The organism is Pectobacterium wasabiae CFBP 3304 (genome assembly GCF_001742185.1).
GTDB lineage: Bacteria > Pseudomonadota > Gammaproteobacteria > Enterobacterales > Enterobacteriaceae > Pectobacterium > Pectobacterium wasabiae.
The window spans coordinates 3,865,226-3,888,245 of sequence record NZ_CP015750.1; the positions used below are offsets into that span (position 1 = coordinate 3,865,226).

Genomic DNA, 23,020 nt, shown 5'->3' on the forward strand with positions numbered 1-23,020 from the left:
TAACAGGCTTAGACTTGATCTTTGATGCTTATGACGAGGTGGAAACTTTAGATGAATCAACAGCCGCAAATAAAATATCGCCATGATTATCGTGCGCCGGATTACACCATTACCAACATTGCGCTGGATTTCGATCTCCATGCCGAAAAAACGCGTGTAAAAGCCGTTAGCCAGGTGGTGTCGCAAGGGGAGGCTGGCGCGCCGTTGAAGCTGGATGGAGAAGGGTTGACGCTGATTAGCCTGAGTGTTGATGGCCAGCCGTGGACACATTACCAGCAGCAGGACGATGGCCTGATTGTGACGCAATTGCCGGCGCGTTTTACGCTCAGCATTGAAACGGACATTAATCCTTCCGCCAATAGCGCACTAGAAGGGCTATACCTCTCTGGCGAAGCGCTCTGTACGCAGTGTGAAGCTGAAGGTTTCCGCCACATTACCTATTATCTCGACCGGCCGGATGTGCTGGCGAAATTCACGACGCGCATCACCGCAGATAAAGCTCGCTATCCTTATTTACTCTCTAACGGTAATCGTATCGCACAAGGAGAGTTGGAAGGCGGCCGCCATTGGATTGAATGGCAGGATCCGTTCCCGAAACCGGCTTATCTGTTCGCACTGGTTGCTGGTGATTTTGATGTCCTTGAGGATCGCTTCACAACGCGTTCTGGTCGTGATGTGGCGTTGGAACTGTATGTTGACCGCGGTAACCTCGATCGTGCGGATTGGGCGATGACCTCGCTGAAGAATTCGATGAAGTGGGACGAAGAGCGTTTCGGTCTGGAATACGATCTCGACATTTATATGATCGTTGCCGTTGATTTCTTCAACATGGGGGCGATGGAAAACAAAGGGCTGAACGTATTCAACTCTAAATACGTGCTAGCGAAGGCAGAAACCGCGACGGATAAAGACTATCTGAACATTGAAGCGGTGATCGGCCATGAATATTTCCACAACTGGACGGGCAACCGTGTCACCTGCCGCGACTGGTTCCAGCTTAGCCTGAAAGAAGGGCTGACGGTGTTCCGCGATCAGGAGTTCAGTTCCGATCTGGGTTCGCGTCCGGTGAATCGCATTGATAACGTGCGCGTGATGCGCGGTGCACAGTTTGCCGAAGATGCCAGCCCGATGTCGCACCCGATTCGTCCCGATCAGGTGATCGAGATGAATAACTTCTATACGCTGACGGTCTATGAAAAAGGATCGGAAGTGATCCGCATGATGCACACCTTATTAGGTGAAGAAGGCTTCCAGGCGGGCATTCGTCTGTATTTTGAGCGTCACGACGGTAGCGCGGCGACCTGTGATGACTTTGTGCTAGCGATGGAAGAGGCATCCGGCGTCGATCTCACGCAGTTCCGCCTCTGGTACAGCCAGTCGGGAACGCCGGTATTGACCGTGCGTGATGATTACGATCCGCAGACGCAACAGTACCTGCTGAGCGTGAGCCAGATGACGCCAGTCGGTGCCGACAAGCAGCAGAAGCTGCCGCTGCACATTCCGTTGGATATTGAACTATACGATCTGCAAGGGAAGGTGATTCCGCTCCAGAAAGACGGTCAACTGCTGTCGTCAGTGCTTAATGTGACTGAATCTGAGCAAACGTTCATTTTCGATCAGGTACCTTGTCGCCCGATTCCTTCTTTATTACGTGAGTTTTCTGCGCCAGTAAAACTGAACTATGCCTGGAGCGATGAGCAACTGACGTTCCTGATGCGTCATGCGAGTAATGCATTCTCACGTTGGGATGCAGCACAGAGTTTGCTGGCTAACTATATCCGTCTGAACGTTTCCCGCTATCAGCAGAAGCAGCCGCTTTCCGTGCCAATGCATGTTGTTGACGCTTTCCGTGGCGTATTGCTGGATGACAAACTGGACCCGATGCTGGCTTCTCAGATTCTGACATTACCGAGCGAAAACGAGATTGCCGAACTGTTTGATATCATCGATCCCACCGCAATCGCTGCCGTGCGTGACAGCATGACGCACACGATGGCGCAAGAGATGGCGGATGAGTGGTTGGCGGTATACCACGCGAATCACGCACCGCAATACCGTATCGAACACGCGGATATGGGCAAGCGCGCGCTACGCAATACCTGTCTGCATTATCTGGCATTCAGCGATGCAAATCAGGCCGATAAACTGGTGCACACGCAGTTCCGTCAGGCCGATAACATGACCGACTCGCTGGCGGCGCTGGCGGCGGCGGTTGACGCTCAGCTACCCGTGCGTGATGAACTGCTGGTGCAGTTTGATGACCGCTGGCATCAGGATGGTTTGGTCATGGACAAATGGTTCGTGCTGCAAGCCACCAGCCCAGCAGATAATGTGCTGACCCGCGTGCGTGAATTGTTGCAACACCGCTCATTCAGCCTGAACAATCCTAACCGCCTGCGTTCGTTGGTGGGAGCGTTTGCGGCATCGAATCCATCGGCTTTCCATGCAGAAGACGGTAGCGGTTATCGCTTCCTGACTGAGATTCTAACCGATCTGAACACCCGCAATCCGCAGGTCGCGGCACGGATGATCGAACCGTTGATCCGCTTAAAACGCTATGATGCTAAACGGCAGGCGCAAATGCGTCAGGCGCTGGAGCAACTGAAGACGTTGGAAAATCTGTCTGGCGATCTGTTCGAGAAAATCAGCAAAGCACTGCAAGACTAATTCCGTCACGACCATTCCTCTATCACACGCGGTAGCCTGCCGCGTGTGATATTTCCTCCTACGCTAACATCTCACTTCCGCAAACGTTTTACTTTCCGCAGAGATGGCACTACCATCACCGACCGTGAGTTAAACCGTAATCCACTATTGCTTACTCCCAGCGTAGGCAAGATACCTTTGCGATAGGGATCTCAGGAGACAATATGTTCTATCCCGTTATCAAAAAAGCTCTGTTTCAGCTCGATCCAGAGCGTGCGCATGAGCTGACCTTCCAACAATTACGCCGTATTACCAACACGCCTTTTGAATTTCTCGTCCGCCAATCCGTTCCGACTAAGCCAGTTACCTGCATGGGATTATCTTTTAAAAATCCACTGGGCCTAGCTGCGGGATTAGATAAAGACGGCGAATGTATCGATGCTTTAGGCGCAATGGGATTTGGTTTTATTGAAGTGGGTACGGTAACGCCGCGTCCACAAGCCGGTAATGATAAACCGAGATTATTCCGCGTAGTGGAAGCGGAAGGGTTGATCAATCGGATGGGGTTCAATAATAAAGGCGTGGATTACCTGATCGAGAATGTAAAGAAAACGCGTTTTGGTGGTGTATTAGGGATCAATATTGGCAAGAATAAAGATACCCCGGTTGAGCAAGGAAAAGACGATTATTTGATCTGTATGGATAAAGTTTATCCTCACGCTGGCTATATCGCTATCAACATTTCGTCACCCAATACGCCGGGATTACGCAGCCTGCAATATGGTGAAGCGCTGGACGATCTTTTGCTGGCGATAAAGAATAAGCAGACAGAATTAAAAGAGAAGCATCAGAAATATGTCCCAGTGGCCGTGAAGATCGCCCCGGATCTTTCTGAGGAAGAATTGATCCAAATTGCCGATAGTCTGGTGCGTCATAACATCGACGGTGTGATTGCTACGAATACAACGCTCGACAGAAAACTGATTCAGGGATTAAATCATTGCGGGCAAACGGGAGGATTAAGTGGGCGTCCATTGCAGACGAGCAGCACGGAAATTATCCGCCGTTTGTCACAGGAATTAGCGGGACGTTTACCGATTATTGGCGTTGGTGGAATTGACTCTCTGGTCGCCGCACGTGAAAAAATGGATGCCGGTGCGTCGCTGGTACAGATATATTCAGGGTTTATTTTCCACGGTCCTCGCCTGATTAAAGATATCGTTACACATATTTAATCCGAAAGTCCTTTCATTTCTAGCTGGGGGTTTATTTATCTCCCCAGCTAGTCTATATTTTATCCGTTTGCGTAAATAATCTATCAATCGATGTCTGATTTTCTTGCCGCGATGTTTATTCGCTGAACGATTATTGCGATGTAAGAAAACACAATCGGCCATTTCTGATATTTCTACTGTGAAGGCGAAGGGTAAATAATATGAAGTTAAAACCTGACGATAACTGGCGCTGGTATTTTGATACCGAACACGATCGCCTGATGTTGGATCTGGCTAATGGCATGTTATTCCGTTCTCGCTTTCCGTCTAAAATGCTAACGCCGGATGCATTTAATGAATGTGCATTTTGCGTTGACGATGCCGCGTTATTTTTTACTTATAATGACAAATGTCAGAAAGTGGCGTTGCATCGCGACCTTCAGGGCGAATTAGTTTTGAACGCGTTGGTGGCAAGCCGATTCCTTAAACCGCTCATGCCAAAAAGCTGGCATTTCATCCAACAGTTGGGTGCCGTGACCTATTCACCACAGACGGGTGACGTTGTACAGGTTCAGCTCACTGAAACGCATGAAACGGCGTGTTTTCTGGTGGCAGAAGCGGGGGATAAAGCCTGTCTCTGCCTGCTGGCGCAAGAACAACTGTCGTTAAGTGGGAAAACGATGGGATTGGGCGATGCCATAAAAATTATGCATGATAGGCTAATGCCTGCCGTTGTTCAGAATGCGGCTGAGTGGGAAACCACGCTGGGTGAAGGTACGTCGGCATTTGAGTATGCCAAGGTCGTCTAATCCCCGTCATATTTCAAGCTGCATCATGTTGGTTTGCCTTCGACTATTGCAAATGAAGGTCGCCCTGTGGAATACAGCTACAGCTAAGAATCTCACCGTTTGCTCTGATGGCACTTTGCTTGAGTGCAGAAACCTCTCCGCTGACTAACGTCAATTTACAGCATCCACACAGCCCAGCTCGACAAGAGTAGGGGACGCGAATGCCCTGTTGCTCTAGTTGTTCCAGTAAAATCTGCTGGTTATTCCCTTGCAACGATTTTCCCTGATAGTGGATGGTGACGGTTTGCTCGCTTTTTTCGGGAACGACAAAGCTTTCGACAACCTGGCCGGAACCATAAGGACGCGGCGGTTTGGTCGCTAAGACTTCCAATGTGTCGCCCACGCGAATGATGCCTGTATTTCTGGCGACCAGATTTTGCCCAAAATCCACGTCGCCGTTGTCGGCAGTACGGAAAGATTGCAGCGTTGCCAGCGGTTCTGACGACGGGTGTTTACGTCCACGTTCTATGCTGACGGTGGTCAAAATGCAGCGGCTACAAGGTTTGACGACGTCAAAAATAATCTCGCCAATACGAATCGTTTTCCAACTGTCTTCGGCAAAGGCTTCCGCACCCGTTACCACCAGATTAGGGCGAAATTGTTCAATTTTGATGCCGGCCGAACAGCGCTGGCGTAGCGCCTGAAATGATGCATCATTGATTAACAGAAACGGATAACCATCGGCAAAAGCCAGAGGAACGTCGGGATAATGCTTAACCCGACGAGATGGCGCATTGCCCACCCAGCGGAGCTGCACGGAACGCTGAAAATAGTGGCTTAGCCACGTGTTAATCGCATCGGGGGCGACGAGCGCGGTGAAGTGTGTTCCCCAAACTTCTGTCGGTTGAGGCGCTTCGATGAAATCGGCAAAACGAATAGTGGCAGTTTGACCATCCTGTGCGGCAATAAACAGGCCATCCGGTAGCAACGCGGGAGTAAATAACACCATTTGTGGATACTGGCGGGCAGTAATAAAGGTGCCATCAGGTTCGGTAATCATGAACGCACGATCGTTCGCCAAACCGCTGACAGACGCCATCGCGTGGGACAGTTGTAACCCCCGCATCGATTTTACTGGATGTATATAAAGTCGCGTTACGCCGATCACTGACCTGTTCCTTGCCGAAGTAAAGCGGCAACTTTATGACAAGCGTCTCGGATTAGCTATAATGCGCCTCAATTTCTTTCTTTAATGTATTTCTTTTTGGTGATAGTGACGACATGAATGCTTTGTTTGCCAGCACGGCGCGGGGACTGGAAGAGTTATTAAAAAGCGAACTCGAATCATTGGGTGCGCAGTCCTGTGCCGTTGTGCAGGGCGGTGTCCATTTTGAGGGTGACAACCGTCTGCTGTACCAGAGCCTGCTGTGGAGCCGTCTGGCGTCGCGCATCCTGCTGCCGCTGAATGAGTTCAAGGTACACAGCGATCTGGATTTGTATCTGGGCGTGCAGGCGATTGACTGGTCAGCGATCTTTAGCATCGATAAAACCTTTGCCGTGCATTTTACGGGTACTAATGAAGATATCCGCAACAGTCAGTACGGCGCGTTAAAAGTAAAAGATGCGATTGTGGATAGCTTTACGCGCAAAACCGGGCAGCGGCCGGACGTGGCGAAACAGCAGCCGGATATTCGCGTTAACGTCTTTTTGCAGCGTGATATGGCGAGCGTTGCGCTGGATTTAAGCGGCGAAGGCTTACATCAGCGAGGTTATCGCGATCTGGCTGGGCTAGCGCCGTTAAAAGAGAATCTGGCGGCGGCGATTGTTTCACGGTCTGGCTGGCAAAACGGTACGCCGCTGGTTGATCCGATGTGTGGTTCCGGTACGTTGTTGATCGAAGCGGCAATGATGGCCTCCGACCGTGCACCCGGCTTGCATCGTACACACTGGGGATTTAACGCTTGGTTAAAACACGATGCTGAACTGTGGCATGAACTGACCAGTGAAGCACAGCAGCGTGCTCGTGAAGGTTTACAGGCGACCACATCGCGTTTCTTCGGATCGGATAACGATCGTCGAGTGATTGAGATCGCTAAAGCTAATGCGCGTCGCGCTGGCGTTGCCGAACTGATTTCTTTTGGTGTGAAGGATGCAGCACAGTTACAGAATCCATTACCGGAAGGCCCTAAAGGTACTGTCATTAGCAACCCGCCTTACGGCGAGCGTCTGGAAAGCGAACCTGCGCTGATCGCCTTGCATAATATGCTGGGTCGTAAGATGAAAAGCGATTTTGGCGGCTGGCAGCTATCGTTGTTTAGCGCATCACCGGAGCTGCTGAGCTGCTTGCAACTGCGTGCCGAACGTCAATTCAAAGCGAAAAATGGCCCACTGGACTGCGTACAGAAGAATTATCAACTGGCAGACACGCAGGGTGAATCGGCGGGGCAAATTGCGGAAGATTTTGCCAACCGCCTGCGTAAGAATCTGCGCAAGCTGGAAAAATGGGCGAAGCAGCAGGGGATTGAATGCTATCGTCTCTATGATGCCGATTTGCCTGAATATAATGTTGCCGTCGATCGCTACGGCAGTTGGGTCGTCGTACAAGAGTATGCACCGCCGAAAACCATTGATGCACAAAAAGCCCGTCAGCGACTGTTTGATGTCATTAACGCGACGCTGAGCGTGCTGGAATTACCGTCGAACCGTCTGGTGCTGAAAACGCGCGAACGCCAGAAAGGTAAAAACCAGTATGAGAAACTGGCGCAGAAAGGCGATTTCCTTCTGATGGAAGAGTTTGGTGCCAAACTGTGGGTCAACCTGACCGACTATCTCGACACCGGTTTATTCCTCGATCACCGCATCGCCCGCAAAATGCTGGGTGAGATGAGCCGTGGCAAAGATTTCCTCAACCTGTTTGCCTACACCGGCACGGCGAGCGTTCATGCTGGATTGGGCGGCGCACGTTCAACGACTACTGTTGACATGTCGCGCACCTATCTGGAATGGGCGGAGAAAAACCTGCGGGTGAACGGCCTGACCGGGCGTCAGCACCGCCTGATTCAGGCGGACTGTCTGTCATGGCTGCATAATGGTAATGAACAGTTTGATGTGATCTTCATTGACCCGCCGACCTTCTCTAACTCAAAACGCATGGAAGAGTCGTTTGATGTCCAGCGCGACCATTTGGCGCTGATGACCGATCTCAAACGCCTGTTACGCCGCGGCGGTACCATCATGTTCTCTAATAATAAACGTGGTTTCCAGATGGATGTTGCTGGTCTGACCGCGCTGGGGCTGAACGCCAAAGAAATCACTGCGCAGACCCAATCACAAGATTTTGCTCGTAATCGTCAGATTCATAACTGCTGGCTGCTAACGCATGCCGGTGAGGAAAAGTAACCGATGTCTTTAATTAGTGTTGCAGGTGCATGGCTGTCGTTTAGCGATGCGCCGCTGTTGGATAACACCGAACTCCATATCGAAGAAAATGAGCGCGTTTGTCTGGTTGGACGCAACGGCGCGGGTAAATCGACGCTACTGAAAATTCTGGCTAAAGAAATCCCGCTGGATGATGGCCGTATCACCTATGAACAGGATCTGATTGTCGCCCGTTTGCAGCAGGATCCACCGCGCGATGTTGCGGGTAGCGTGTTTGATTTTGTCGCTGAAGGGGTCGCCGCGCAGGCGGGTTACCTGAAGGATTACCACGCCATGCTGCGCCTGGTAGAAAGCGATCCGAGCGAAAAGAACCTGAATCAGTTAGCGAAGCTGCAGGACATTCTGGAGCATCAGGGGTTGTGGCAACTAGAAAGCCGCATTCATGAAGTGTTGGAGCAGCTTGGTCTGTCCGCCGATGCACCGCTGGCGTCGCTCTCCGGTGGTTGGTTACGTAAAGCCGCACTTGGCAGAGCACTGGTGAGTTCGCCGCGCGTGCTGCTGCTGGATGAGCCGACTAACCATCTGGATATCGAGACGATTGACTGGTTGGAAACCTTCTTGAAAACCTTTCAGGGCAGCATCGTCTTTATCTCCCATGACCGTTCATTTATTCGCAATATGGCGACCCGCATTGTCGATCTTGACCGCGGTAAACTGGTTTCCTGGCCGGGTAATTACGAGAAATATCTGGAAGGGAAAGAAGAAGCGCTGCGGGTTGAAGATCTGCAAAATGCAGAGTTCGATCGCAAACTGGCGCAGGAAGAAGTGTGGATCCGTCAGGGCATCAAAGCTCGTCGCACCCGTAATGAAGGCCGCGTGCGGGCGCTGAAGGCAATGCGTCAGGATCGTGCGCAGCGTCGTGAGGTGATGGGGTCGGCGAAGATGCAGGTTGAAGAGGCGGCTCGCTCCGGCAAGATTGTGTTCGAGTTGGAAGACGTCAGCTATCAGATTGACAACAAGATACTGACACGCAATTTCTCCGCTCAGGTACAGCGCGGTGACAAGATTGCGTTGGTGGGGCCGAATGGCTGCGGTAAAACTACACTGCTAAAATTGATGCTGGGTGGGTTAGAGCCTGTCAGCGGACGCGTGCACTGTGGTACGAAGCTGGAAGTTGCCTATTTCGATCAGCATCGCGCTGAACTCGATCCAGAACGCACGGTGATGGACAATCTGGCGGAAGGCAAGCAGGAAGTCATGGTCAACGGCCGCTCACGTCATGTGTTGGGCTACTTGCAGGACTTCCTGTTCCATCCAAAACGTGCGATGACGCCGGTAAAAGCACTGTCGGGTGGGGAACGTAACCGTCTGCTGCTGGCGCGCTTGTTCCTCAAGCCTAGCAACCTGCTGATCCTTGATGAACCGACCAACGATCTGGATGTGGAAACGTTGGAGCTGCTGGAAGAATTAATCGAAAGCTATCAGGGAACCGTCCTGCTCGTCAGCCACGATCGTCAGTTTGTAGATAATTCGGTCACCGAATGCTGGATCTTTGAAGGCGAGGGCAAGATTTCCCGTTTTGTCGGCGGTTATTTCGATGCGCAACAGCAGCGCGCGACGACAACACCACTGCGCACGACGACGGCTCCGACAGTAGCCGCGTCAGCGACGGCAGCGAGTACCGCACCGTCCGCTAAACGAAGTGCCGGGAAATTAAGTTATAACCTTCAGCGCGAATTAGAGCAGTTACCGCTGCGTATTGAGCAACTGGAGCAGGAAATTGAGTCGCTGCAAGCGCAGATGAACGATGCCAGTTTCTTTAGCCGCCCGCATGATGAAACACAGTCGGTACTGAGCGCACTGGCGGAAGCGGAAGGCGCGTTGGAAATCTGTTTCGCACGTTGGGAAGAGCTGGAAGCACAGAAAAACGGCTAAGCTACGTTGTCTGTGTTATGTCATCAATACGGGAGGTTAACTCCCGTATTGATGGAAGATGGTTTCGGTCAGAAGCTGACGAGTATTGAAGGAGAGGGCGCGTGTGTTCCCATCACGATCGGCATGACTGTAATCTCCAGCGTGAGCATGGCCTTCACGATGAGCGTGGCCTTGAACACGAACATCATCACCATGATGACTATATGCTTTGCCCGCAGTGTGACCTGCTGGTGGAGCTACCCGCTTTGTTACAGGGACAGAAAGCGACCTGTCCACGCTGCAAAACCGCGCTAACCAGCCGTCAGGCGGAACCACGTAAACGGCCAGTCGGCTATGCAGTGAGCGCACTATTCATGCTATTGCTGGCAAACCTTTTCCCCTTCGTTTCTATGCGCGTGGCGGGGATCACCAGCGAAATTACCCTGATACAGATTCCTAAAGTGATGGTGGAGGAAAACTACGCCAGCGTAGCAACACTATTTATGCTTTTTGTTCAACTCGTCCCCGCTTTCAGTATGGCGACCCTTATCTTGCTTTGCCTGCATGTGTCGCTGCCGCTGCCATTGAAAAAGGGTATGGGCAAGATGCTGTTTCATCTTAAAAGTTGGGGCATGGCGGAGATTTTTCTGGCTGGTGTATTGGTCAGCTTTGTTAAGCTGATGGCCTATGGTGACATTGGCATCGGCACCAGTTTTATGCCTTTTGTTCTGTTCTGTGTGCTACAACTGCTTGCCTTCCAAAGTCTCGATCGCCGCTGGTTGTGGAATGATGTTGTGTCGCCGCCAGCATTACCAGCCCCCCCGGTTTTAGGGAAAAGTGGGCTATCGCAAGGGCTGCGTTCGTGTTCATGTTGCACCGCCATTCTGCCCGCCAACCAGTTAATCTGCCCACGCTGTCACTCACGCGGACATGCCCGTAAGAAACATAGTCTGCAATGGACGCTGGCGCTGCTGATCACTTCGATAATGCTGTACATCCCCTCGAATCTACTGCCGATCATGGTGACCGAAGCCCTCGGCGATCGTATGGGATCGACGATCATGTCAGGCGTTATCCTGCTGTGGGGAATGGGATCTTATCCTGTTGCCTTGGTGATTTTTATCGCCAGCGTGATGGTGCCGACGCTAAAAATGCTGGCGTTAGGCTGGCTGTGCTGGCAGGCCAATGGTAAAACCAAAAAAACGGAAGACAGCGAGCGAATGCACGTCATCTATGAGATGGTTGAGTTTGTTGGGCGCTGGTCAATGATTGATGTATTCGTTATTGCTGTACTGTCTGCGATGGTGCGCATTGGTCGTCTGATGAGTATTTATCCCGCCATTGGGGCGGTACTGTTCGCGGCCGTGGTGATTCTGACCATGTTTGCCGCGATGATGTTTGATCCCCGTTTGCTGTGGGATCGTCGCGATGATGTTCTTCATAAGGAGTCTTCCGTTGGCGAAAGATAATCATGCCGTTGCGGATGTAGAAACGATTAAACGCTGGTCACCGGTCTGGATTGTACCGATTGTCACCGTGCTGATCGGTGCCTGGATATTGTTTTACCATTTCAGCCACCAAGGGCCGCAAATTACGCTGATTACCAGCAACGCCGAAGGCATTGAAGCAGGTAAAACTGCTATCAAAAGCCGCAGCGTCGATGTTGGGGTGGTAGAAAGTGTTGTACTGAGCGACGATCTTCATCGGGTGGAGATCAAAGCACGTTTGCATGACGGCATGGATAAATTGCTAAAGCAGGATTCCGCTTTCTGGGTGGTGAAGCCGCAAATCGGTCGTGAAGGGGTTTCCGGTCTGGGTACGTTGTTATCCGGTGCCTACATCGAACTGCAACCTGGTGCTAATAAAGATGAAAAGCGCGAATTTACCCTGCTGGATGCGCCGCCGCTGGCCTCGCCGGATGCGAAAGGTATCAGGGTAATACTGGACAGCGATCAATCCGGGCAGTTGAATGCGGGTGACCCTGTCCTGTTCCGTGGCTATCGGGTAGGGTCGGTGGAAACCAGCGAGTTTGATCCGAAAGAACGCAAGATGCGTTATCAACTGTTTATCTCAGCACCGTATGACGGTCTGATCACCAGCAACGTTCGTTTCTGGAAAGACAGCGGCGTCGCATTTGATATGTCGGCACAAGGCATGCGTGTCGAAATGGGTTCGCTGACTACGCTGTTTAGCGGTGGTGTCAGCTTTGACGTCCCTGCGGGATGGGAACTGGGTGATGCGGCCAAGGCAATGGCGCAGTACCGACTCTTTGATAGCCAGCGCAGTATTCAGGACTCGCTGTACACCGAATATAAAGAGTATCTGCTGTTCTTCAGCGAATCGATCCGTGGTTTACAGGCAGGAGCACCGGTTGAATTCCGCGGTATTCGATTGGGAACGGTTGCTGAAGCGCCATTCTTCCCGAAAAATATGAAGCAGGAACTGGATGATGATTACCGCATTCCAGTACTGATTCGTATTGAACCCGATCGGTTCGAGAAGAAGATTGGTGGCTCGTTCGATTTTGAACAGCATTTGAAGCAAGCTCAACCGCTGGGGCTGCGCGCCTCGATGAAATCGGCCAACCTCCTGACCGGAGCGCTCTATATCGATCTCGATTTTTATCCACAAGAGAAAGGGGATAAAAAACTTTACGTTTTAGATGGTTACCCAATTCTTCCAACCATTGACGGTGGCCTGTCACAGATTCAGCAGAAACTGATGGCGGTGCTGGATAAGGTGAATAACCTGCCGCTGAATCCGATGGTGAATGAAGCAACGAAGACGTTGACGGAAAGTCAGGCAACGCTGCGTGAAATGCAAAAAACGTTGGCGACGCTGAACAAACTGACGTCCAGCAAAGCGATGCAGGATCTGCCGGAAGATATGCAAAAAACGCTGCTTGAATTGAATCGCAGTATGAAAGGCTTCCAACCTGGTTCGCCAGCATATAACAAAATGGTTGCAGATATGCAGCGGTTGGATCAGGTCCTACGGGAACTCCAGCCTGTGCTGCGTACCTTGAACGAGAAAAGTAATGCGTTGGTGTTTGAGGCCCCGGGTAATCAGGATCCTCAACCGAAGAGGGCAAAATAATGATGAAAGTCTGGACGCTAGCTCTGGTGCTGGTATTGAGCGCCTGTAGTAGTAGCAATACGCAGAAAACGTACTATCAGCTACCGACAATCGCGGATACCAACACGACGCAAATGGCCGCGACTCAGGGACGTCCGCTATGGGTCGAGCATGTCAGCGTGGCGGATTATCTCGTCAATGCGGGCTTGGTCTACCAGACTAATGACGTGCAGTACGTCATTGCCAGCAATAACCTGTGGGCCAGCCCGTTGGATCAGCAATTACAGCAAGCGCTGGTGGCTAATTTGGGGCATAAACTGCCTGGCTGGGTTGTGACCACGCAGCCGCAGGGAAGTGAACAGGCTGTGCTGAATGTTTCTGTCACGGGCTTTCACGGTCGTTATGATGGCAATGTTGTCGTCCGTGGAGAATGGATGCTGACCTATCAGGGAAACGTGCTTAAGCGCCCCTTTAGCGTGGTGCTACCACAAACGGAAGATGGCTATGACGCGCTGGTAAGAACGTTAGCGCAAGGCTGGCAGCAGGTTTCTCAGTCGATTGCTCAGCAGGCAGGTGCGCTTAACTAAGTGTTATCGATGTTTGGCATGATCCGATCGTTGTTTGAAACAACAACGACGTTAAAAGCCAAGGTGATAAAAATCAGACCTCTAAAGATGTAATGCTGTGATTGCGTTGCGTTTTTAGAGGTTTTTTATTGTTTTCAAATGGTTAGTTTTTTTCGTGCTTTAATGGGGAAAATTCCTATTTTGGATCACAAATATGACACTGGCGTGAATTTTGCGCCTTGACCTTTGGCGGCAGAATCGGTATTGATAGTCTGTGGTTGCTTATAAAGTAATCATTGTTTTCTTTCCACCAGATAAATAATGAGGGAAATAAGGCATGAAGAGACAGAAACGCGATCGCCTTGAACGGGCTCATTCACGTGGTTATCAAGCTGGTATTGTGGGTAGACCAAAGGAATTTTGTCCTTATCAATCAATTAATGCTCGGTCTTACTGGTTGGGAGGCTGGCGAAAAGCCATGGAGGACAGGGCTGTTACCGCTTAGCGCGCCTTGTCATTAGAGGGAACGCCTCCGCTTTTGCGGAGGCTTTTGTTTTTAGGGGTCAAATACTCTGATTTTGCCTCTCTCTGTTCACTCGATACAGAGATCAACTGACAGACGCGATCGCTCAATACGCTCAACAAATAACATGGCTGCGGATGACGATCCGGGGCTTTGTTGTTGCTGTAACGTCGTTTACGTAATCATTTCGCTTTCGACCATTTTTCTCATTTTTTTTGTCGTTATTGCGCGAATGTGGTTTTAAATTGAGCGAATAGGGTAATTATTCATTATTTTTTGTTAAAAAATCTATCATTACTACCTGAATGGTATGGCTCAAGACGGCAATGTAGTGTAACTTTTTCTTCGGAATTTTCTGAAAAGAAGTTAGAGATTAGAGAGAAGAATACAGTGAAACTACGAACCAGAATTGCACTGCTATGCGGTACGACCTTGTTAGGGATGCTAATTTTATCTGCGGTGGCGCTGAATACGCTTTATAGCACGATGATGAGTGAGCGCACTGGCCAACTCTCTACGCTGGTGGAACTGGCTCATTCGGCGGCGCAGAAAGCGTATGACCTGGAGAAAAGTGGTCAACTGTCGCGCGACGAAGCAGAGAAAGAAGCCAAACGGGCGATAGCCAGTTTCCATCAAGGCGATCGCTATTTCTTCGTGCGCGGTTACACGAACGATGTGAACTATGTTCACCCTAACCCTAAGCGTGTTGGTATCGTCGATGCCAACGGCGGCAAGGAGGCCGGAGAACGCTACCGTGCTTCCCTGCAAGGCAAGACGATCGGTACGGTGATTGCCGAAGGGACGCGCCCTGGGCAGCAGAATAAGGTTGAGAAGCTCTATGCTGTCATCAAATTTGAGCCTTGGGACTGGACGATTGGCTACGGTGATTACATTGATGATATTCAGCAGACATTCTGGCGCAATGCGCTGATCCTGCTGTCTTTAGGGCTGGTCCTACTGTTAATTATTTCCGCATTTGCATGGAATATGTTGCGCACGCTGATGCGCCAACTTGGCGGTGAGCCGCAGTACGCGGTTGATGTGGTACGCGAGATCGCGGAAGGCAACTTACGCGTTGATGTTGAAACGAAGCCGGGCGATCAAACCAGTATTCTTTACGCAATCCGTGCGATGCGCGACAACCTATCACATTTGGTTAATCAGGTTCGCAGCAGCACAAATTCCATTGCCACGGCGTCAACGCAGATCGCATCGGGTAACGGCGATTTGTCCTCGCGTACCGAATCGCAGGCCAGCGCCTTAGAACAGACGGCTGCGGCTATGGAACAACTGACCGCAACGGTGAAACAGAACGCGGATAATGCGCGGTATGCGAATGAACTCGCCGTATCGGCATCGGATGTGGCCGTTCGCGGCGGTGACGTTGTTAGCCGAGTTGTCGTGACGATGGATTCGATCAGTCTATCATCGCGTAAGATTGTGGATATCATCGGCGTTATTGACAGTATTGCGTTCCAGACGAACATTCTGGCGCTGAATGCCGCGGTGGAAGCGGCACGGGCTGGAGAGCAAGGGCGTGGTTTCGCGGTGGTCGCAAGTGAAGTGCGCACGCTGGCGCAGCGATCGGCATCCGCAGCCAGAGAAATTAAAGGCTTGATTGATGATTCTGTTGCCAAGGTTGGAGAGGGCACGGATTTCGTGAAGCAGGCTGGCGATACCATGAATGAAGTGGTTGAGAGCGTACATCGCGTAACATCCATGATGGGCGAAATCAGCGTAGCGAGTGCGGAACAGCGTTCGGGCATTGAGCAGGTTAATCTCGCGATATCGCAGATGGATCAGAGCACCGAACAGAATGCGGCGTTGGTTCAAGAAGCATTAGCTGCGGCACACTCGTTGAATGAACAGGCACAAGAACTGTCACGCACCGTTGAACAATTCCGCGTAGATGAATCCGCAGGCAGCTATCTGGCACTTGGGGCAAGGTAATCCGCGCACAATGGCAGGGTTCGTGTATCAACGAACCTTGCCCATTTACCCTTTTTTTAATTATGCCGGGTTATGTTAAAACGCTATTTTATATGAAAAGTGTGACGCGGATTCTCCATTATTAATGAATACGCGTCACAGTCGCCAATAATGTCATTGGCTTTTTTAATGAAATTTTTCGTTCTCCACTCCTTCAGTTCGTTAATCATCACGCTCACATTATTTCTATCCATTAGGATCCTTACTGTCGTGGCATAACCCATCTTGCGGTTATAAGCTAGGTAAGACTTTTTATTGTTAACGGCAGGACTCATAAACGGATAAAAATCCGTTGTTTCTTTATCCGTACTTGGATCCGTGTTGGGAAGGTTATTCTGAACTTCAATCATAGTTTTCATCCGTTGGTCATAATATTGACCGGGTTAGAAAACCGGAGTACAAGGCCATTACTTTAGATAAGTTCTCATTCCAAGCGATGCCTATGTGTGATTGTTACACCGCTGTGGGCCTTACCATCATTGGGCTGAAGGATCTACAAAGAGAATCTTATTACCCCCTCATAACAGCATGTGCGTCATTAGATTATGATTTCCAAATGGAAATCATAATTCCTTTAAATAGCCTTTAAAATAGAAATTTGATTTCATTTTGGAAATCATCTATCGTAAGTCCACGAGTTCGTAGCGAAAGGGTGAACGATATGTCTGAGGCCATTGATACACTAGAAACCGCTTTATCCCGATTACAGTGTGTTCTTGTCGCTCGCAGGGCTTACTACACGCCAGAAAAGGTGTCATGGGGGCAGTATGATATCCTTGAAGTATTACGCTTAAATGGACCATCTACCCCCTCCACGTTAAGTGATAAATTGGGTATCACGCGAACAAGTATGTCAAAGTCGCTGAGGGTGCTTAAAGATCTGGGCTTCGTTACGCAAGATCAGGACGATATAGATCGTCGCGAGCAGAGAACTATCATTTCTGAATCAGGAAGGGACTTCCTCTCGCGAGCGTCGACAGGCCATCATGATATGGCAAAATTAGTAACGGGAGTATTAACGCCCGGAGAGCAAGCTATTTATACCGAATTATGTAATAAAGTTAGCAGCGTGCTCGACCTTAGCCGTACTTAATTCTGCATTCGACGACAAGAAAAACCATGTGATGCTTATTAATAACTTTCTATATAAGGAAATTAATAATGAATTTTGCAAATAAGGTAGCGATTGTAACGGGCAGTACTAATGGTATTGGTGAAACTATCGCGGATGTTTTACATGAGAATGGGGCTTATGTTGTTATCGCATCAAAAAATAAAGAACGGTCAGAAAAAAAAGCTTACGAGTTAGATAAAACGGGGCAAGTTACTTTAGGCGTAGAATGCGATGTTGCAGACCCTATATCAGTGGAGCGGATGATTAATAGCGTAATGAAAAAATTTGGTGCGCTGCACTTGGCCGTGAATAATGCAGGGATCACGGGTGCGCATAATAAAAATATACCGGATCAGAGTATTGATGACTGGAACAGTGTTATCAATACCAGCCTGAGCGGTGTGTTTTATTGTTTAAAATATGAGATCCCTGCAATGTTAAAAAGTGGCGGAGGGTCAATTATTAATCTTTCCGCTGTTAATGGTTTAGTCGGTATTGCGGGCTTAGCGCCATATACGGTTGCCAAGCATGGTGTAATTGGACTAACGCAATCAGCCGCCCTTGAATTTGCTGATAAAGGAATACGGGTGAATGCTGTTGCTCCAGGATATGTCGATACCCCCAGAATGAGGGACGTTCCCGCAAACGTTCTTGAAGCATTTAGTCATAGCCATCCAATGAAACGATTTGCTACAAGACGCGAGGTTGCTAATTTCGTTTCTTTCTTGTTGTCAGATATGGCCAGTTTCTGTACCGGTGGGGTATATCCTATCGATGGCGGTTATTTAGCGCAGTAAAATGATAAATGATTTTTTGTGATATAAAATCAATGTACTGTTGAATAAATTAGATATGGATTCAGATTTACTGCTAGCAATCTACTATAATCATGTACCGTAAGTACCATTTGGTACTCTGGTTCTGACGAATAAGGCTGGGGGGATATTTTTGCTTCATAACCCCCCTCCGATGTGCGTTAAATTATCTCATCAACTACCACCTATTTTAGCTGTGGTAGTTGATGAAATGAAGATGTTCCTTTATTTATCCTCATCTATTTGCGATGTTGCGACATATATATGGTTCATTGAGTCAAAGAGCATGAAAATATAATCTTTATTCTTGTAACGAGTAGCCGTTATTTTGTCTATTCGGCTTAGTGGTGTAATATGCGTTAACGTTTTTTTATCTTGATTAATCTTCCAAACACCGGCCATGTCATGATGATTGATAAAATAACATGCATTATCGTTAGTACATGTTGGTTCCGAAAATAAAAACCACGTATTTTTATTGTCATGATTTTCTTTTACTATTGTTTCAACGTCGCCATTTTTTTTGATGTAAAATAAACTGTCTGCAAAATGAGCATCATAAGCAGTATAATCGTCGCGAGGGTTTTGCCTGTTCGGCTTGGGATAATGTAACGCATAGTGCGCTGAATCATCTATTCCCACCCGACTTTTACACTCAACATCGCCACATTTACCTGTCCATGACCATGTTCCTTTATCTGGATGTTTATTTTTGTATTGAGACAGTTCATCATCGGAAAGTATTTCAATTTTTTGCTGTGAGGCTGACCATTTTTTTAACGTAGGGTGCGGATTTTCATTGTTGATGAAGTAAATATTTCCGCGTTCGTCAATGTCAAAACTATGTAGCTCATAATAAGAATCAGAATTTGGATTTTTTGGGGTTTTTTCATCATTACTGATGTCTACAATCGTAATGTCACCTTGTTCTGATATCTGAACTAACTGCGACGTGCGAGAATAGGTATTTTTCCTGGAAATACTATCGTAAACATGAATGCCATTATAATGTAGGATATAGAGATATACATTTTTATCCGTTATAACACTACCTACAATTTTCTTTACTTGAGTATTGTTTTCTGTATCTGGATAGATTTTCTTCAGTTGTTCTAAAGTTTTCAAACGCTCATTATCGGTGTAGAACGGTTTATAGACCCAATTTTCCGCTTGAAGAGAATACTTGGAGCCACTGAACGAGATTGGGTTTCCCTCAGACACATAAGGCATGGACCGAGTCGTTCTAACCCTCTTCAGGTAACTAGTAACGGCTCTGGCATCGCCGTAACGTTCAATATCTCGCAGTTGCGAGAGACGAAATTTGTATGAAACAATTAAACACGATTCATCGGCACATTGATCACGTTGCTGCAACCAATTCCTTTCATCTTCATGAAGTTTTGCTGGGTTGATCTGTGACTTCTCTACCTGGCTGTACCATTTGTTTAATGCAGTATCCAATTGCATTAATGGTTCAGAAGCACATATCTTTTTCTCGACATCGCTCTGTGCAGCAGAGCAAACTATTGCTTGAACTGCATTTGAAGCCATCAGTGAAAACAAAAATATTATTTTATTTATTGCCATTTTATTACTCCCAGAAATCTAATCAATTTTCCGTGCGCAGCTATTCTTATCAATCAGAAAATAAACTCGATTGTTCCTATATTGAAAGTCCATTTCATTGGCCTTGCCTCTACCTGATGCACATGGAATGATGATGTTAACGTCGTCTCCTTGAGTGTCATCAAATATGGATAGTAATCCTTTCATTTTCTTATTATATGAAATGCTTATTTTATTATAACCGCCAGCTTCCATGAAGAAAAATGCGTGAGGTAAATAGATAACCTGTGTGATTAACTCTGTCGTGGTATCTTTGACGGCCAGATACCCATTTGATTCACACCATGTTCCTTCAGAACACCCGGCTGCTGTCACATAAACATCTGCCAAATATGGCCATTCAGGATAGGACAGATCGAACCGTATGTATCTTTTTTTAATGTTCATACTAAATTGAAAATTATCTATATCTGTACTTCTTGGTGTTTGTCGATACTCATTAATAATTTCTTGATAACTATCCTCCAGACATGCCGATACGTTTTTTGCACGCACGCAAGCATTTCTTGCAGAGAGGAAGGTTTTCTGCCTTATTTTTAGGTTCTCAGACGGAATAATGGGATCGTTTTTTATACTAAAATACAAAGTGCTCATTTCTTCATCCAGAGAGGAGAGTTCGGGATGGTTGCATATTGTGCGATCTATTTTCCCCTCTGCTTTCTTACAGTCGAAACTTGCAGCATTAACTGAACTGGTGAAAAAGAGGCTATGTATTATCCCTACACAGAGACTATAAAATGCAATATGACGCATGATGTTATCCTTTTATCAGAGTGGCTATATCCTGCCGTTTTGTCGTACCTCGTCAAGGTTTCTTATCTGTCCATCACTATGTATTGATTTACATCAAGGTAGCTCAATATGAGTATGTGGGGAGATTGACTCGCTTAGGGCTGTGCCTGGCTCAGGTAGGATCGCTCAACGGGGGGGAGGCTCATCATTCACGCGGTTAAGGATCTTTTCCAGATTTTCCTCACAGTGATACTTATGTAAATAAGCTTTGACGTCTCGCGCCCAAGAGTCACCTTTACCGAGAACGGCCCGACTGTGAGTGGATGCATACAGATAGCGAGTATCATAGAGATTGATTAACGTCTGGTTGATCCCTTCAACACTGTATCCCGGATTCTTATGTTGTTGTTGCTCCAGCGCACGGAGAATGCGTTCCTGATGCTCAGGTTCAGGGGGAAACGCCCGTTCATTGAGTTCGCTAAGTACCAGAAATAACGGCGGGATGCCTTCCTCTATCGCGGCTTGTAGACGGTAGTGGCCGTCAAGGATTACGAATGATGCCAACCCGGCGACATACCAGACCAACACTGGCGGCAACGTGCCTTCTCGACACTTTTTACGCCACCACTTCAGCCGCCCTGTCTCGGTTTTTACCGCATAACGTCCTAACAGTAAGTTTCCGCCCCACCACCAGTCCACCAGACTCACTTTTTGCGGATTGGTTAAATCAGGGAAATCTTCGCCATAAAGCACCCAATCACATCCTATATTTCCAGTACTGGCTGGCGAATGGAAATGCCAGTTTTCGACGGTGGCTGTCTGTTGAATGGTATAGGGTGCGCTACGACCGACGGATGCCATGGGCCTTAACAGCCAGCGACGCTCAGGAAGTAACGGTTCAGGTGTCTGAATCAACTGTCGAGCGAAATAGCGACACCATTCGCTTACCCATGCCTGCTCGCCCTGTTTTTTCACTGCCTCCACCTCATTTGAGGTCACAGGAGATAATAAACCCTGCTGGTCAGGGTGATCGGCATTAAACACCAACCAAACGCCAGAGTGATCTTTCAGCATTGAGGCCCAGAAAAGTGCTTCGCCCCGAACCTGTAGCGACATACGCCCATGGTGGCCGCTGAGTATCTCTATATTCTGTTTTGAAGGGTCTTGACCTTGAACGATCAGCTCTAGCCCTTGCCAGACGTTATTTCGATCAAGTAAATCTTTCCACCAATAGTGTGCCACTGGGCTCTCCGTGGTTTATTTGCAAATAGATTAAGGCAAACAAGATTCAACCATTCGGAATAACCGATGTCCAGCTTTGGCATTTTGGCTCAAAGGCTTCCTGATTACATTCCGGCGTATGAGAGGTCGGTGGATGCAGGAAAACACCAGCCTAGTGAGAGAGAGGCTGGATCCCAAAAGCAAAAAAGCCCGCCTAAGCGAACTTTTTATGTATGACTTTATGGTCAGCAAAATCAAATAGGATAAATAAATTATTGATTTTGTGAAAAATATGGCGGTGAGGAAGGGATTCGAACCCTTGATACGTTTTCACGTATACACACTTTCCAGGCGTGCTCCTTCAGCCTCTCGGACACCTCACCGGGGCCTCGCCGTATATCATCGTGGCGGACGGCGCTAATGTAGGGAAATTGCTGAACAGCGTCAACAAACTTCTGCACTCAATGTGCGCAATGAGCTAAAGTTAACGCAGTTTGTTGCTTTGCTCACCGTTTTTGCTCCCACACGCGTTTATTTCCCCTGCATTGTTGCAAAACACAATGTTTCATTTGTGTTAATCATGCGTTGTAATTTCGCTCGCTGGCTGCGGAATACCCCTGAAAATGGTATGCTGACTAGCAAACGTTGACTTAGGAGAACCTATGTATCCCGTCGATCTACATATGCACACCGTTGCCAGTACACATGCTTACAGTACCCTGCACGATTACATCGCCGAGGCGCAGCAAAAAAATATCCGCCTGTTTGCTATTACCGATCATGGCCCGGATATGGCAGATGCGCCGCATTATTGGCACTTCATGAATATGCGCGTTTGGCCGCGTTTGGTTGATGGTGTTGGCATCCTGCGAGGTATCGAAGCGAATATTAAAAATATCGAAGGTGACATCGACTGCACCGGACCTATGTTGGAGCAGGTGGATATGATTATTGCAGGCTTTCATGAGCCGGTTTTTCCACCACAGGATAGAGAAACGCATACTGCGGCCATGATCGCGACCATGGCGCGTGGGGATGCTCATATCATTAGTCATCCCGGTAATCCGAAGTTTCCCGTCGATATCCGTGCGATTGCGGAAGCTGCAGCGAAATACAATGTGGCATTAGAGCTGAATAACTCTTCTTTTATGCATTCACGCAAAGGCAGTGAGCCAAATTGTCGGGCGATTGCTGAGGCAGTTCGTGATGCAGGTGGATTGCTTTCTTTAGGTTCGGATTCCCATATTGCGTTTTCTCTGGGAGACTTTACCCACTGTGAACGTATTTTGCAGGAAGTGAACTTCCCGCAGGATCGGATATTAAATGTCAGTCCCCGGCGTGTGTTGGATTTCCTTGAACAACGTGGGATGCCTGCAATCGCTGAATTGGCTGATTTGTGACGCCGTCACTTAAAAAGAG

Annotated in this window: 18 protein-coding genes and 1 tRNA gene; 13 read left to right on the top strand and 6 right to left on the bottom strand. The window is 48.5% G+C overall.

What is annotated here, in order from left to right; genetic code table 11:
* Positions 1–51 precede the first annotated feature (51 nt).
* The 3 genes from pepN (at position 52) to A7983_RS17600 (ending at position 4,669) form a co-directional block, all read left to right on the top strand.
* A complete protein-coding gene (gene pepN, locus A7983_RS17590) occupies positions 52–2,667 on the top strand; it encodes an aminopeptidase N (RefSeq protein ID WP_005967680.1) in 2,616 nt (871 codons plus the stop codon).
* 203 nt (positions 2,668–2,870) lie between these two features.
* A complete protein-coding gene (pyrD, locus tag A7983_RS17595) occupies positions 2,871–3,881 on the top strand; it encodes a quinone-dependent dihydroorotate dehydrogenase (protein WP_005967682.1) in 1,011 nt (336 codons plus the stop codon).
* A 200-nt stretch (positions 3,882–4,081) separates the two neighbouring features.
* Positions 4,082–4,669, top strand: coding sequence for a cell division protein ZapC (locus A7983_RS17600; RefSeq protein ID WP_005967684.1), 588 nt, complete (start codon positions 4,082–4,084; stop codon positions 4,667–4,669).
* Between the two features lie 43 nt (positions 4,670–4,712).
* Here the strand turns inward: A7983_RS17600 and A7983_RS17605 are convergent, their stop codons facing one another.
* On the bottom strand, positions 4,713–5,816 hold the full coding sequence (locus tag A7983_RS17605) for a YcbX family protein (protein WP_005967686.1): 1,104 nt from the start codon (positions 5,814–5,816) through the stop codon (positions 4,713–4,715).
* Between the two features lie 113 nt (positions 5,817–5,929).
* On the opposite strand from A7983_RS17605, the gene rlmKL reads away from it, so the two are divergent.
* The 7 genes from rlmKL (at position 5,930) to A7983_RS17635 (ending at position 16,054) form a co-directional block, all read left to right on the top strand.
* The gene (rlmKL, locus tag A7983_RS17610; RefSeq protein ID WP_005967687.1) at positions 5,930–8,047 is read left to right on the top strand and encodes a bifunctional 23S rRNA (guanine(2069)-N(7))-methyltransferase RlmK/23S rRNA (guanine(2445)-N(2))-methyltransferase RlmL; all 2,118 of its coding nucleotides are present in this window, start codon (positions 5,930–5,932) and stop codon (positions 8,045–8,047) included.
* 3 nt (positions 8,048–8,050) lie between these two features.
* Positions 8,051–9,961, top strand: coding sequence for an ABC transporter ATP-binding protein (locus A7983_RS17615; protein WP_005967690.1), 1,911 nt, complete (start codon positions 8,051–8,053; stop codon positions 9,959–9,961).
* Positions 9,962–10,062: 101 nt separating this feature from the next.
* The gene (pqiA, locus tag A7983_RS17620) at positions 10,063–11,409 is read left to right on the top strand and encodes a membrane integrity-associated transporter subunit PqiA (RefSeq protein WP_005967692.1); all 1,347 of its coding nucleotides are present in this window, start codon (positions 10,063–10,065) and stop codon (positions 11,407–11,409) included.
* Positions 11,369–13,036: an intermembrane transport protein PqiB gene (gene pqiB / locus A7983_RS17625; protein WP_005967694.1), complete on the top strand. Its 1,668-nt coding sequence runs from the start codon at positions 11,369–11,371 to the stop codon at positions 13,034–13,036. The genes pqiA and pqiB overlap by 41 nt, the downstream gene beginning before the upstream one ends.
* Entirely contained in the window at positions 13,036–13,602 is a 567-nt protein-coding gene (gene pqiC / locus A7983_RS17630) for a membrane integrity-associated transporter subunit PqiC (RefSeq protein WP_005967696.1), read from the top strand. Before pqiB ends, pqiC begins: the two co-directional genes overlap by 1 nt.
* A gap of 316 nt (positions 13,603–13,918) precedes the next feature.
* Complete coding sequence (gene rmf, locus A7983_RS23585) at positions 13,919–14,086, top strand: ribosome modulation factor (protein ID WP_010276992.1); 168 nt, start codon at positions 13,919–13,921, stop codon at positions 14,084–14,086.
* A 408-nt stretch (positions 14,087–14,494) separates the two neighbouring features.
* Complete coding sequence (locus A7983_RS17635; protein ID WP_005967698.1) at positions 14,495–16,054, top strand: methyl-accepting chemotaxis protein; 1,560 nt, start codon at positions 14,495–14,497, stop codon at positions 16,052–16,054.
* A gap of 83 nt (positions 16,055–16,137) precedes the next feature.
* On the opposite strand, the gene A7983_RS17640 is transcribed toward A7983_RS17635, so the two are convergent.
* On the bottom strand, positions 16,138–16,443 hold the full coding sequence (locus tag A7983_RS17640; protein WP_005967700.1) for a hypothetical protein: 306 nt from the start codon (positions 16,441–16,443) through the stop codon (positions 16,138–16,140).
* Positions 16,444–16,754: 311 nt separating this feature from the next.
* Here A7983_RS17640 and A7983_RS17645 point away from each other — a divergent pair, with 311 nt between their 5' ends.
* Together A7983_RS17645 and A7983_RS17650 are read left to right on the top strand one after the other, a co-directional pair.
* Positions 16,755–17,186 (top strand): MarR family winged helix-turn-helix transcriptional regulator, encoded by a 432-nt coding sequence (locus tag A7983_RS17645; protein WP_005967701.1) that lies wholly within the window; start codon positions 16,755–16,757, stop codon positions 17,184–17,186.
* Positions 17,187–17,254: 68 nt separating this feature from the next.
* Positions 17,255–18,004 (top strand): SDR family NAD(P)-dependent oxidoreductase, encoded by a 750-nt coding sequence (locus tag A7983_RS17650; RefSeq protein ID WP_005967703.1) that lies wholly within the window; start codon positions 17,255–17,257, stop codon positions 18,002–18,004.
* Between the two features lie 243 nt (positions 18,005–18,247).
* Here the strand turns inward: A7983_RS17650 and A7983_RS17655 are convergent, their stop codons facing one another.
* From A7983_RS17655 to A7983_RS17670, 4 genes are all read right to left on the bottom strand, one after another.
* A complete protein-coding gene (locus tag A7983_RS17655; RefSeq protein WP_005967705.1) occupies positions 18,248–19,609 on the bottom strand; it encodes a lysozyme inhibitor LprI family protein in 1,362 nt (453 codons plus the stop codon).
* Positions 19,610–19,627: 18 nt separating this feature from the next.
* Positions 19,628–20,401, bottom strand: a complete 774-nt coding sequence (locus A7983_RS17660; RefSeq protein WP_005967707.1) for a lysozyme inhibitor LprI family protein — start codon at positions 20,399–20,401, stop codon at positions 19,628–19,630.
* A gap of 165 nt (positions 20,402–20,566) precedes the next feature.
* Positions 20,567–21,622, bottom strand: a complete 1,056-nt coding sequence (locus A7983_RS17665) for a hypothetical protein (protein WP_005967709.1) — start codon at positions 21,620–21,622, stop codon at positions 20,567–20,569.
* A gap of 272 nt (positions 21,623–21,894) precedes the next feature.
* A tRNA-Ser gene (locus tag A7983_RS17670) sits at positions 21,895–21,984 on the bottom strand.
* A gap of 279 nt (positions 21,985–22,263) precedes the next feature.
* Between A7983_RS17670 and A7983_RS17675 the strand changes: the two genes are divergently transcribed.
* Entirely contained in the window at positions 22,264–23,001 is a 738-nt protein-coding gene (locus A7983_RS17675; RefSeq protein WP_005967713.1) for a phosphatase, read from the top strand.
* Positions 23,002–23,020: the final 19 nt, after the last annotated feature.